At 46.0% G+C, this 12,678-nt stretch carries 10 protein-coding genes and 1 rRNA gene; 1 reads left to right on the top strand and 10 read right to left on the bottom strand.

The window, feature by feature from the left end; all coding sequences use genetic code 11:
- Nucleotides 1-4: 4 nt before the first annotated feature.
- Genes cysS through radA form a run of 4 tightly spaced genes read right to left on the bottom strand, consistent with a single transcriptional unit; the run spans nt 5 to nt 3,939 of the window.
- Nucleotides 5-1,372 (bottom strand): cysteine--tRNA ligase, encoded by a 1,368-nt coding sequence (cysS, locus tag WC958_04475; GenBank protein ID MFA5629485.1) that lies wholly within the window; start codon nt 1,370-1,372, stop codon nt 5-7.
- Nucleotides 1,369-1,848: a 2-C-methyl-D-erythritol 2,4-cyclodiphosphate synthase gene (gene ispF, locus WC958_04480; protein MFA5629486.1), complete on the bottom strand. Its 480-nt coding sequence runs from the start codon at nt 1,846-1,848 to the stop codon at nt 1,369-1,371. Before ispF ends, cysS begins: the two co-directional genes overlap by 4 nt.
- Before the next feature lies 1 nt (nt 1,849).
- On the bottom strand, nt 1,850-2,527 hold the full coding sequence (gene ispD, locus WC958_04485) for a 2-C-methyl-D-erythritol 4-phosphate cytidylyltransferase (GenBank protein ID MFA5629487.1): 678 nt from the start codon (nt 2,525-2,527) through the stop codon (nt 1,850-1,852).
- 20 nt (nt 2,528-2,547) lie between these two features.
- Entirely contained in the window at nt 2,548-3,939 is a 1,392-nt protein-coding gene (radA, locus tag WC958_04490) for a DNA repair protein RadA (protein MFA5629488.1), read from the bottom strand.
- 205 nt (nt 3,940-4,144) lie between these two features.
- Between radA and WC958_04495 the strand changes: the two genes are divergently transcribed.
- A complete protein-coding gene (locus tag WC958_04495; protein MFA5629489.1) occupies nt 4,145-5,122 on the top strand; it encodes a diaminopimelate dehydrogenase in 978 nt (325 codons plus the stop codon).
- 44 nt (nt 5,123-5,166) lie between these two features.
- Here the strand turns inward: WC958_04495 and WC958_04500 are convergent, their stop codons facing one another.
- The 6 genes from WC958_04500 to rrf form a co-directional block, all read right to left on the bottom strand.
- A complete protein-coding gene (locus WC958_04500) occupies nt 5,167-6,684 on the bottom strand; it encodes an acyl-CoA reductase (GenBank protein ID MFA5629490.1) in 1,518 nt (505 codons plus the stop codon).
- Nucleotides 6,685-6,701: 17 nt separating this feature from the next.
- Complete coding sequence (locus WC958_04505) at nt 6,702-8,090, bottom strand: hypothetical protein (protein ID MFA5629491.1); 1,389 nt, start codon at nt 8,088-8,090, stop codon at nt 6,702-6,704.
- Nucleotides 8,091-8,224: 134 nt separating this feature from the next.
- A complete protein-coding gene (locus WC958_04510) occupies nt 8,225-9,379 on the bottom strand; it encodes a sodium ion-translocating decarboxylase subunit beta (protein MFA5629492.1) in 1,155 nt (384 codons plus the stop codon).
- Between the two features lie 15 nt (nt 9,380-9,394).
- Nucleotides 9,395-9,658: an OadG family protein gene (locus tag WC958_04515; protein MFA5629493.1), complete on the bottom strand. Its 264-nt coding sequence runs from the start codon at nt 9,656-9,658 to the stop codon at nt 9,395-9,397.
- A 98-nt stretch (nt 9,659-9,756) separates the two neighbouring features.
- On the bottom strand, nt 9,757-12,279 hold the full coding sequence (locus tag WC958_04520; GenBank protein MFA5629494.1) for an ATP-dependent Clp protease ATP-binding subunit: 2,523 nt from the start codon (nt 12,277-12,279) through the stop codon (nt 9,757-9,759).
- Nucleotides 12,280-12,452: 173 nt separating this feature from the next.
- Nucleotides 12,453-12,570, bottom strand: a 5S ribosomal RNA gene (gene rrf, locus WC958_04525).
- Nucleotides 12,571-12,678 lie beyond the last annotated feature (108 nt).

Consider the following 12,678-nt stretch of genomic DNA (forward strand, 5'->3'; position numbering starts at 1 on the left):
AGAGCTACTTTTTCTTTAGCGGGGTGATTTTTACGCCGTTCGGTGTATCCTCAACCGCAACCCCCAAAGCCGCCAGCTTTTCACGTACGGCGTCGGCTTCTTTCCAGTTTTTTCCCTCTCTGAAAATCCGACGCTGTTCTATTAAGTCTTGGATTTCAGGGTTATCTTCAAAACTTACGGGGTTTAATCTCAGCCCGAGGACATTCTGCCCTAAATCCAGCAGGGTCTTTTTGGCTTCGGAAATATTTGCCCCGGAATCCGCCCCTTGGTTGATTGCTCGGGCAAGATCAAATAAAGCCGCCAGTGCCTGCGGTGTATTAAAATCGTCATCCATTGCTTCGATAAACATCTTGCGATATGGTTCCGGATCAACCGCGTTACCGTTAGCGTTAGCGGTATCTTCTCTCTCAACGGTGCGTCTTAAACGGTCGGCACCGCTATCCGCCGCCTGAAAAGCTTCCGTTGAAAACTTTAAAGGGCTGCGGTAATGCGAGTTCAAAACAAAGATGCGAATCGTATCGGCGCCGTAATCTTTTAAGGCATCTTTAATCGTAATTAGGTTCCCTAAAGATTTACTCATTTTATCTTCGCCGAACTGCAACAACCCGTTATGCAGCCAATATTTGGCAAACGGCTTCTGCCCGGTAAAACTTTCCGACTGCACGATTTCGTTTTCGTGATGCGGGAATATAAGGTCGCTCCCGCCGCCGTGAATATCGATTTTATCCCCGAGATACTTTAAAGACATCGCACTGCATTCGATATGCCAGCCGGGTCTTCCTTCTCCCCAAGGGCTTGTCCAGGACGGTTCTCCCGGCTTTGAAGCCTTCCAGAGGGTAAAATCCATCGGGTTCTCTTTATCCTGTTCAATTTCAATTCTTGCACCGGCCATCATTGAATCCAATGTACGGTGTGCCAGTTTGCCGTAATCTTTAATCTTAGTGACCCTAAAATAGACACTGCCGTCGGCTTCGTAGGCAAATCCGTTATCGATTAGCCCCTCAACAACTTCGATGATTTTATCAATTTCACCGGTAGCTCGGGGGTAAAAATCGGCTCTGACAACATTTAGAGCATCCATATCTTCCAAAAAACTATCGGAATATTGCTCCGCAAGCGCAGAAGCGGAAATTCCTCTTTCATTTGCGCGATTAATAATTTTATCATCGATATCGGTAAAGTTTTGCACAAACTTGAGTTTATACCCGCTGAATTTGATGTAACGCCTGATAACATCAAAAATAATATAGCTCATCGCATGCCCGATATGGGCATCGGAGTAGGGGGTAACTCCGCAGACATACATTGTTACCTCATCGCCGTGCGGTACAAATTCCTCTTTTTTAGCAGACAGGGTGCTGAAAATCTTCATCCGTTCTCCTCTTCAATTGTGGCTACCGCCCAAGCGACCATGCCTTCTTCTCTGCCGGCAAACCCGAGTTGTTCCGAGGTGTTCGCTTTGACGCTGACGGCGCCGATATCCACTTTCATGGTATCTGCAAGTTTCTTTCTGATATTTTGAATATGTTCCATTAGTTTAGGCTGCTCGGCGACGATAACCGCATCAATGTTTCCGACGCGGTACCTGTTTGTTTTAAGAAGTTCCAAGACCCTTTCCAGTAAGATAAGGCTTGAAATCCCTTTTAAACTCGGGTCTCCGGGCGGAAAGTGCTGCCCGATATCCCCTAAGGCGGCCGCTCCCAACAGGGCATCCATTACGGCATGGGTCAGTACATCGGCATCGCTCCAGCCGATAAGACCTTGCCGGGAGGGTATCTCAACCCCTCCTAAAACCAGCTTTAAATCCGGTGCCAAGCGGTGTACATCATAGCCAATTCCGACACGCATTTTATGTGCCTCCTTTTACCAGAATTTCTGCCAGTGACAAATCCAGGGGTGTGGTAACTTTAATATTGTTATACGAACCGGGATATAGTTTTACGGTATACCCCAAGCTCTCTGCTAGCGCCGCATCGTCGGTTGCGTTTTTGCAAGCCTTAGCGTGCGCCTCTCTTATTATATCAGATTTAAAAACTTGCGGTGTTTGTACCGCCCACAATTTTTCACGCGGCGGGGTTCCGATAATGAAATTGTCGTCGGAGGCCATTTTAATTGTATCGGTTACCGGTACGGCAGCTACAGCCGCTCCCGTTTCCTTCGCCTCGCTAATCCCGATTTTAATCAGCGATTCCTTAACAAAGGGGCGTGCCCCGTCGTGAATTACAATCCACTCACAATCTTCCAGCAGTTGAAGCCCGTTAGAAACCGATTGCTGGCGCTCTTTGCCGCCGGTGCAAATAGCGGTTACCTTTTGCCAACCGTAATCGGCTGCCAATTTTTTGCCTGTTTCGATATTATGCTCCCCGAGGACAATTACAATTTGGTCGATTGCGGAGCATTTCTCGAATACTTCGACCGTCCATGCCAGTAAAGGTTTTCCGTTAAGGGGTACAAAGATTTTATCAATCCCCTTCATCCGTTCGCCTTTGCCGGCGGCTACGATTATGGCTCCTACCTTAGCGCACATTTTAATTAGTCACCCATCTTTTATTCTTCGGCTCTATCCCCGCTTTGCTCTTCGGTAAGCCCGATTCTGATTGCTTCCCTGAGCGTTGATGCGGGTAAAAGCTGAATATCCTTTGTTTTGATATGCTTCATACTGGCCTGCGGGATGATACATTTTTTAAAGCCCAATCTGGCCGCTTCGGTAACCCGTCTTTCCGGCTGCGAAATCCCTCTGAGTTCGCCGCTGAGGCCGATTTCACCGAGGGCTGCCATTTCGGGGTTAATGCCCTTATCCTTAAAGCTTGATGCAATTGCCAGCGCAATCGCCAAATCGGCTGCCGGTTCTTTAATCTGGATTCCTCCGGTTGCATTAACGATAATATCCTGATTACCGAGCTTTAAATAGGCACGACGGCTAAGCACCGCCGTAATCATTAATAACCTGCCGAAATCTACGCCGTTAGCCGTTCGGCGCGGTAATCCGAACGACGTGGTATTGGTTAAGGCCTGAATCTCAACCAATAGCGGGCGGCTGCCTTCAAGTGTCGGTACAACCGCCGAGCCGACTGCTTGTTCCAATCTCTGTGAAAGAAATACTTGCGAAGGGTTGGTTACTTCCGTCATCCCTTCGTTTTTCATTTCAAAAATGCCGACTTCATTGGTTGACCCGAACCTGTTTTTTATCGAGCGCAGCAGCCTGTAGGAGCTGAACTGTTCCCCTTCAAGATACAAAACACAGTCTACGATATGTTCCAACACCTTGGGGCCGGCAATAGTGCCTTCTTTGGTGACATGCCCCGTAATAATAACGGGGATTTGGTTTGTTTTGGCCCAGTGCATTAAATGTGTAGTGCACTCGCGCACTTGTACGATACTGCCGGTGGTTGATTCAATTCCGGTAAGAGATACCGCTTGTATCGAATCAATTACCGCCAGGCTTGGTTTGATTTGATCCAAATGTTCCAAAACAGCTTCGAGGTCATTTTCCGAAAGAACATAAAGATGGTCGCTGTTAATTCCGAGCCTTGCCGCTCTTAATTTAGTTTGGCGCGGCGTTTCTTCACCCGAAACGTAAACAACCTCGCTGTTTTCTTTGGCTAAACAGGCACAGGCTTGCAACAAAAGCGTGGATTTTCCGATACCCGGTTCTCCGCCCAAAAGAATTAACGAGCCCGATACCAATCCTCCCCCCAATACACGGTTAAACTCGCCCAGCGCCAGCGGGGTGCGCGCTTCGGGCGGTGTATCAACTTGTGAGAGCTTTTGCGGACGGTTCTCGCGGTCAATAGGCCTTTTCTTTGAAGCGGATGCAGACACAACTTTTTCAACCAGCGTGTTCCATTCCCCGCATCCCGGGCATTTCCCTTCCCAGCGATAATTTTCCCTGCCGCATTCACGGCAAACAAACATAGTGCGTGTTTTATTTGCAGCCATCAGTTATTCCTCTAATCCAATTTGAAACTGTAATCGTGTCCAATAAGTCTTATCCCCATTATACAGTATGGATTGTTTTGATAACAGAAGTATGCGCTTATTTTAACATATTGCCACGGTGTATCGATTTAAAATAATTTTTTTGCGGGCGGGATTTTTTTATGCTAATGTAATATAAATTACATTGCCCGAGGAGGATCTGCGGATGTTAAATCTCGGTATTGTCGGATATGGTAATTTAGGCAGGGGGGTTCAGGCAGCGATTGAAAGAAGCCCCGATATGGAACTTTGTGCTGTTTTATCAAGGCGCCCCGAAATTATCCAAAAAGAGCTGGGAGATATTCCGGTATTTAACAGTGAAGGGTTCACCCTTCCCAAGGGGCTGAAAATAGATGTGATGATTCTTTGCGGCGGCTCAAAAGAGGATACCCCCGTGCAGGGCCCTTTGTTTGCCAAGAATTTCAGCACCGTTGACAGCTATGATGCGCATGCCAATGTGCCGGAGTACTACCAAAAAATGAATATGATTGCCCGTCAGATGGGGAACGTATCGATTATTTCCACCGGCTGGGACCCCGGCATTTTTTCGATTGAAAGAATGTTAGGGCACTCCTTTTTCCCGCAAAGTACCGCATATACTTTTTGGGGTAGGGGCGTTAGCCAAGGACATTCCGATGCCGCTCGTAAAGTAGCAGGCGTTATTGATGCGCGTCAATATACCGTTCCGATAGAAAGCGCGATTGAAGAAATCAGAAACGGAAATGTTCCCGAGCTTTTAAAAAGGGAAATGCACAAGCGTTTGGTTTACGTGGTCGCCGAAAACTTACATGAACACGACAGAATCAGAAAAGAAATAACCGAAATGCCCGATTATTATGCCGATTACGAAACCGAAGTAATTTTTATTACCGAAGAAGAAATGAAGTGCAAGCATTCGAATTTACCCCACGGGGGCTTTGTCCTGACTTCGGCCGTTACCGGTGATAACCATAAACAAATCATAGAGTACCGCTTGCAACTCGATAACAACCCCGAGTTTACGGGCAGTATTTTGGTTGCCTGTGCCAGAGCGGCTTATCGAATGAAGCAAAAAGGGCACGCCGGTGCTTTTACGATGCTTGATATACCTCCGGCGTTTTACAGCCCGCTGTCGGGCGGCGAGTTAAGACAAAGATTTGTTTAGATAGCTACTTAAAAAGTCTTGCTTAACGGGATAGGGTTACGGTCTTATCCCGTTTTCCAATCGACAAGTTGGCTTAAAACTATCATTCCGTCATGGGGCATTCCGCCAAAAACGGTATCGCATTGTCCCAGCGGCAAAACAGTTGATGCGCCGCGGCCAAGTATTTGCTCTTTTAATTCCAGTCGAAGTTTCTCGGGGAATATTCCTACGGTTGAAACGCTTTGATGGATGTATTTGAGGGCATCTTCCGCTTTGTCTACCGGCCTGATAACCACTAATCGTGATAACGGGTGATCAAGAATATCAAACTCCCCGTTAATTACCGTCGCCCCCGAAACGTAATTTTCGTTTGTATAGTTGAGATACCATTTTTCTCCGGCATATTTACCGCGTTTCATTCGTTTAATTTGTCCGGCGGCATCCGGTATTACGAAATTAGGGGCGATTCTATCGTAGTTTTTTAATCCTTGCTGTATAAGCAGCGCATATTCGTTTACTTGTTCCTTTGTTCCTTCAACGTAGTGCACAAGCGAAGCGTTACAGGAATTTTGATTATTTATCAGAACATCTTTAAGCGCTTTAGCAACTGTTTCTTTGAGGTTAGCGCTAAAGCATTTTTTGCCAATTAAACTGATACCGTATTTGGGATTAAACGAGATTACCCTTACAAAAGGGTTTTGATTTTGGATTGCCGTTACGGCATTTGCACCACCCCAAACTATAATCCTGTCAAAAGCCTTCGGTTTAAATAAATCCTTTTCAATTTCATAATCGCCTCCCCGCCAATACACAAGCGACATGTTTTGTGTAATCGGATGATTTGGCGCTGTGTTGTATGCGGCAACGGCAAGCAGCGCCCCGGAAATAAGCGCTTCGCGAGGCATTTTTATAACCGCCGCCGATTTTGTAAGCACCGCGCGCAGTGCGGAAATAATCGGAACCTCAAAAGCGTTTCCGGCGGTAATATGAAGCTGGCGGGTTGGCATCGCACGAACGGCAACACCTTTATTGTTGACCTTTACCCAGCCGTTTAAGAAAGCGCTGCCGGGTTTTCCGTTATAAGACAGTTCCGCATCAATGATATCTTTTGCCGTTTTACCGTTTAAGGTTTTTGAAATCGCGGAAAGTTGTGCATTTATAATATTATCCGGGTATTTAGCAGTCAGGCCGTAGATTTTGGCTGCTTGCGACAGTAGATTTTTATTTTTACATAAATAATTGCCGATGTTATCCAAATAATCCAAAATTTCAGCTACGGAAAGGGAATAAAGGGTTTTTACAAGGTTATCGATGTCATTTTCAATCAAGTCTTCCGCCTTAATAATCGGCATCACTTGGTAGATATATCCGTCGGTGCATTCTGTTGTTTGGTTACCAGTAATCGGCTCTCTGATAACTTGAGCTTCATTAATTTTTAAATAATCGGCGCCGATATCCGTCCCTTCGAATGCCTCTTTTAGATCTTGGTATTTGATAGACGGAGGCTGAATAAGTTTTCCTTTTACTAAAAAGGGGATTCCTATAACGTTTTCCTCTAAAACGAAAAGATTGCTCTTATCCATAGTTTCCCCCTCCTCTTTTATGCGGAAAATGAGCCCATAATGCCCCCGCACCCCTTTACTTCGCTGCCTGCTAAACGTCCTATTTCAAGGATTGCCGGGCCGTTTAATCCGCACGGACATTCTGAATTAACCATATGCACGTAATCGTTACTGATTAAAAAACCCGGATGAGATGTTGCCAGCGTGTCCATGAATCCGAATGCCCCTCTCACGTCATTACCTTCCAACGGTTTTAAGGCGGCATCAAAAACAAGCGGCTCAATCGTTGGCGGGATATGAAAGCTTCCTTCTCTGCAACGAATCGTAAGAATGCTGCTTTCCGTCATTGAATAGCCTTCCGATATCATTGCAGAATCAATCCCCAATGCTTTTTTAATTATCCCGATTAGGGTATTGCGATCAATAACATTCCCCGTAAACGCTTTCCAACCGCCGCCAAGCATCGCCACACTTTGCGGATGTAAGCTTAACTGCCGGTTGTTATCCGCTAAAACTTCACATAACTCCTTAAACTGATAAGGGGCACCGAAAAGGAATAGTTTTTGCCCGTTTTGGGTTGATTTTTCGATATTTCCCGCAAGTTTTAAATAATTTTCTTTGCTCTTACCGGTTACTTTATCCTTTAACGATTCCAGAGCTTCGCGTTCTTTTTCGGTGTTAGGTTCGCGTTGCAATTGACGCAGGGCGCTTCCGCTGATTTTACCGGTGTAGAGGAAGTAGGATTTTTTAAACAGCGGGGCCAGTTCTTCTATCAAAGCTTGATTTCCCATCCGGCCGCTTTCGAAAGCAAGGAAGGCGGCATCGTAATTAAGTAAAAATTTTCTTTTTGCGGCCTCCGACAGCCTTAAAACCGAGGCGGCTTTAATAAGGGGATTTGAAAGGCCATTATCTGTAATTAATTTTGTCAGCAGGGGAGTTAGGTAGGTGATATTAGCCCTCCTTGATAATTCCCAATCCGCTTTTTCTCTGGGGACAAACGAAAAAGCGCCCGAAGTTCCGGAGCTGTAAGTAATATAAATTCCGGCTTGGTCGAGCGCGTTAATCCACTCATCGATTGTTTGAATACCTTTTGTATCAATATCTATTTTTCGATGAAAGACTGAGCTGACCCAGTTATTCATTTGCTTGTAATCGTTATTATCTATCCAGCTTTGACGGTAGCTTTTGAAGATATCGGTTGAAAGCATCATTTTTTCTTTAATATCTTTAAAATCACAATTTTTACCGCAGCCTTCTTCTGCGGCTATTTGACGATACAAAGGGATGTTATCGTAATAGTGGCGATGATTTAATAAAATAGCTTTAAGACGCAGTTTTGCGGCATCTTGGAGGTCAAAGCCTTTGCCTAAGGCCCAACGCTCTGAGGCTTTAATCAGGCGGTCTTGAATTTTTGCGATATTGTCCATATTATTCTCGTGCAAGCTACTTAGCATTATGATACACGCATCATTCGACCTTAGCAATCATTTGCCCTAAAAAGAAACCCCTTCCTCCGCTGGGGAAGAAGGGGTTGATGTCAAACCATTGATAATAAACAGTTTTACTGCAACATGCCGATAAACAAACCGGCAGCGGTAGCTGTGCCGATAACGCCGGCAATATTAGGCCCCATTGCCTGCATTAAAAGGAAGTTTTGAGGGTTTTCCTCTTGCCCGATTTTCTGGACTACGCGAGCCGCCATCGGAACCGCCGAAACACCTGCGGCACCAATCATCGGATTGATTTTCTCTTTTATAAATAAGTTCATCAGTTTGGCAAGGAGAATCCCGCCGGCAGTGGCGGCGGCAAAAGCAACAATTCCTAAGCAGAAAACCAAGAGGCTTTCAAATCTTAAGAAGTTTTCCGCTGTCATAAAGGCACCGACACACAGGCCAAGACAAACCGTTAGGATATTCATCATTGCGTTCGATGCCGTATCGGCTAATCTTTCGGTAACGCCGCTTTCACGCAGTAAGTTACCGAGCATAAACATACCGATTAAAGGTGCGGCTGCCGGTACCAAAAGGATGATAATTATCGCCGCAATAACGGGGAAAATAACTTTTTCTTTGCGTGAAACTTCCCTCAGTTGCGGTTTCATATAGATTTGACGTTCTTTTTTAGAGGTAAGCAGTTTAATAATTGGGGGCTGGATAATCGGAACAAGCGCCATATAGGTATAAGCGGCTACAGCGGTTGAGCCGATAAAGGTCGGTGCCAGTCGGTTGGTAAGATAGATAGTGGTAGGGCCGTCTGCCCCGCCGATAATACCGATTGAAGCGGCTTCATGAATACTGAAACCGAGCAGCAGCGCCGCAAAAAAGGCAAAATAGACTCCGAATTGGGCGCCGGCGCCTAACAGTAATGTTTTCGGGTTGGCGATAATGGGGCCAAAATCGGTCATTGCACCGAGCCCCAAGAAAATAAAGAGCGGGATAATTTCCCAATCAAGGCCGTAATAGAATAACCTTGAAAGTAAGCCGACCGGTTCCCCTCCGACAACGTAGTAGTGATAGAGTACGCCGTCAACTACCGTATCCATTAACCCGCCGAAAGGCATATTGACCAGGATAACACCGAACCCAATCGGCACCAGCAGCAACGGTTCCATTTTTTTAACAATGCCGAGATAAAGGAGTAAGGCACCGCCGATAAGCATGGCAATCGCACCCCAAGTTATACCCGGCAGACCTGTTTCTAATACATCAAATAACATATTTCACTTTTCTTTCTAATTTTGATTATTGCCGTTACTGATTTGCAAGTCGGGGTCGTATTCGGGTTCTTCTTCCGACTCGATTTTCAAATCGGTGACAGCCTCGTCTCCCTCGCCTTTTTTGAAAAAGTTCTTAAAACTAAAACCGACTGATTTATTAAAAAACCATCCGGTAAACTGCATCACAAGGGCAAGTATTACTAATACTAAAAAGACAAGCGCAAATCCTATCATGCCGACTTGCAGCGCCTGATTCCAATCAACATCCATAGTGTCCAAATCCCTTCCAGGTATTTCCGATATAAAAAAGGGGCAGTTGATTATCTTGTATGATTCCAACGCCCCTTTTATTTTTCTAAACTAACATAACAGAACTACTAATTGACTATATCCGAACTGCTGTCGCCGGGTAAAGCGCCAACCGGTGTCGGTAGTTCCGGTAATTCCTCCTCGGGTGGAGAAGCATAAATTGCAATAGATCCCTCTTCCATTTCGACACGAATAGTATCGCCGGCCTTAAAATTACCGCGCAGGATATCTTCGGATATTCTGTCCTCCAACATATCCTGAATCACACGGCGTAGCGGGCGAGCACCGTATACCTCATCGTAGCCTTTCATGCCGAGGAAGTCCTTGGCTTCTTCAGATACTTTAAGTTTGATTTCTTTTTCTGCCAGCTGTTTGGTAACGTTGCCCAGCATCAAATCAACTATTTCCCTGATCTGTTCTTTATCTAACGGATGGAAGACGATTACCGAATCGATACGGTTTAAGAATTCCGGTTTGAATTTCTTTTTTACCTCATCCATCAGTTTATCTTTCATATCGGTATAGGATTGCTGCTGTTCTTTAGCCTTGTCGCTCCTTGAGGCAAACCCTATTGCGGGTCCCTTGCGTATCAGCTCCGCGCCGATATTACTGGTCATAATTATAATACAGTTGCGGAAATCTACCTTTCTGCCTTTGGCATCGGTTAAGTGTCCGTCATCAAAGATTTGCAGCAGTATATTAAAGACATCTTCGTGTGCTTTTTCAATTTCATCTAACAGTATGCAACAGTAAGACTTTCTTCTTACCGCTTCGGTAAGCTGTCCGCCTTCTTCGTAACCGACATATCCGGGGGGTGCCCCGACCAATCTCGATACGGAGAATTTTTCCATAAATTCGGACATATCAATCCGTATTAAGGTATCTTCTTTACCGAACATAAACTCAGCCAATGCCTTTGCCAGTTCGGTTTTGCCGACGCCGGTCGGTCCTAAGAAGATAAAGTTACCGATTGGACGGCGCGGGTTCTTGAGGCCGGCTCTGGCACGTCTGACGGCCTTGGAAATGGTGGTAATCGCCTCATCCTGTCCGATGATGCGCTTGTGCAATTCCTCTTCCATGTTGAGGAGCCGTTCGGTTTCATCTTCGGCAATTTGCATTACCGGAATGCCTGTCCACATAGCAACCACTTCGGCGATATTTTCGGAATTGACTGTCGGTTTTTCAAGCTGTTGCTTTTCTGCCGTAAGCTCTTCCAGTTCTTTGATTTTGTCGCCGATTTCAATTGCTTGTTGTCGCATCTCGGCGGCGGTATCGTATTCTTGGGCCTCTAAAGCCTCTTCTTTGCTTTTATTAAATTGTTCCTCTTCCTGCCTGAGTTTTTTTAGCTCGGCCGGCTTGGCATAGTATTTTATTCTGACGCGCGAAGAAGCTTCGTCAATTAAATCAATAGCCTTATCCGGCAGGAAGCGGTCCGGGATATATCTGGTGGCAAATTTTACCGCTGATTTTATGGCATCATCGCTGATAATAAGCTGATGGTGCTCTTCGTAGCGTGTTTTAATTCCGCGCAGTATTTCGATCGTTTCCTCTTCGGAGGGTTCTTCAACCAGAATCGGCTGGAATCGGCGTTCCAGCGCCGAATCACGCTCAATATGTTTGCGGTAATCGTCCAAAGTTGTGGCGCCGATGCATTGCAGTTCGCCTCTTGCCAGCGAGGGCTTTAAGATATTGGCGGCATCTACGGCGCCTTCGGCGGCCCCTGCGCCCATCATGGTATGAAATTCATCAATAAAAAGAACACAGTTACCGGCGTTTTTAACTTCCTCGATAACCTTCTTTAAACGTTCTTCGAATTCGCCGCGATATTTGGTTCCGGCAACCACTGAAGCAATATCCAGTGCCACCACCCTCTTTTTTTCCAGCGTTTCGGGAACATCGCCCTCTACAATACGGTGGGCAAGCCCTTCAACAATGGCGGTTTTGCCGACGCCGGGTTCCCCGATTAAAGCCGGGTTATTTTTGGTGCGGCGGCTTAATATCTGGATTAAACGTTCAATTTCTTTTTCGCGCCCGATAACGGGGTCAAGTTTGCCGGCACGGGCGGCTGCCGTTAAATCATGGCTGACTTGGTCAAGGGTAGGGGTTCGGCTGGTGTTTGTCCGGCGTACCATGCGGCTTTTTGCCGAGCTCTGGGCAGCCAGCCTGGTAACTTCGCCGCGTGCTTTTTCAAGCGTTACGCCGAAGCTGTCCAAAACCTTGGAAGCAACCCCTTCGCCTTCACGCAGTAAACCGAGCAGCAGGTGCTCTGTTCCTATATAGGTGTGCCCCAACTGGCGCGCTTCATCTATTGCCAGTTCCAGCACTCTCTTTGCTTTGGTGGTAAGACCGGTCGTGTTGACGTTAGCTTTATCGCCCGGTCCTATAATATACTCGACTGCCTGGGATATTTTCCCCAGATTAAGGCCCATCCCCACCAGAACGCGTGCCGCTACGCCGTCCTCTTCCTTTACCAGTCCGAGAAGAATATGCTCGGTGCCGATATAGTTATGATTCAGACGCTGCGCCTCATCCTGTGCAAGGGTGAGAACCCTGCGAGCTCTTTCAGAAAATTTGTCGAATCGGCTGGCCATTTCAATCTCCTAACAAAGCCTTTTTTACGAATATTTAAGTCTATATAATTATAGTGCAACAAATAGCTCAGGTCAAAAAACGGTATGTGTTCTTTCTATAATACTATGTGAGGTTTCGTTATTTCAACGATTATGCGGATTTTTGTAAAAAAAGAAAAAGGCTTGTATAGTCCCCCTGGCAGTGGCATATTTTCCACAAGGAGTCACCCCCTCAGTATCGTCTGTGCTGAAGCGTTTCACGACCGTGTTCGGGATGGGAACGGGTGGTACCACTTCGCTTAAACCACCAGGAAGGAACATAATCCAAGCCTAGTTTTAGTTATTTAGATTTTTAAAATGCTGCTCATTACGAGCAATTACCGAGATAGTATATCAGGAAGGCTTTTGGCTGTCAAATCG

Source organism: Dehalococcoidales bacterium, from assembly GCA_041656115.1.
In the GTDB taxonomy this organism is placed as follows: Bacteria; Chloroflexota; Dehalococcoidia; order Dehalococcoidales; family UBA5627; genus UBA5627.

Excerpts from the sequence above, each read along its gene's own strand:
- WC958_04505 (MFA5629491.1), bottom strand. The coding sequence starts at position 8,090 with ATGGACAATATCGCAAAAATTCAAGACCGCCTGATTAAAGCCTCAGAG.
- ispD (MFA5629487.1), bottom strand. The coding sequence starts at position 2,527 with ATGTGCGCTAAGGTAGGAGCCATAATCGTAGCCGCCGGCAAAGGCGAA.
- ispF (MFA5629486.1), bottom strand. The coding sequence starts at position 1,848 with ATGCGTGTCGGAATTGGCTATGATGTACACCGCTTGGCACCGGATTTA.
- WC958_04500 (MFA5629490.1), bottom strand. The coding sequence starts at position 6,684 with ATGGATAAGAGCAATCTTTTCGTTTTAGAGGAAAACGTTATAGGAATC.
- WC958_04510 (MFA5629492.1), bottom strand. The coding sequence starts at position 9,379 with ATGTTATTTGATGTATTAGAAACAGGTCTGCCGGGTATAACTTGGGGT.
- WC958_04520 (MFA5629494.1), bottom strand. The coding sequence starts at position 12,279 with ATGGCCAGCCGATTCGACAAATTTTCTGAAAGAGCTCGCAGGGTTCTC.
- WC958_04495 (MFA5629489.1), top strand. The coding sequence starts at position 4,145 with ATGTTAAATCTCGGTATTGTCGGATATGGTAATTTAGGCAGGGGGGTT.
- cysS (MFA5629485.1), bottom strand. The coding sequence starts at position 1,372 with ATGAAGATTTTCAGCACCCTGTCTGCTAAAAAAGAGGAATTTGTACCG.
- radA (MFA5629488.1), bottom strand. The coding sequence starts at position 3,939 with ATGGCTGCAAATAAAACACGCACTATGTTTGTTTGCCGTGAATGCGGC.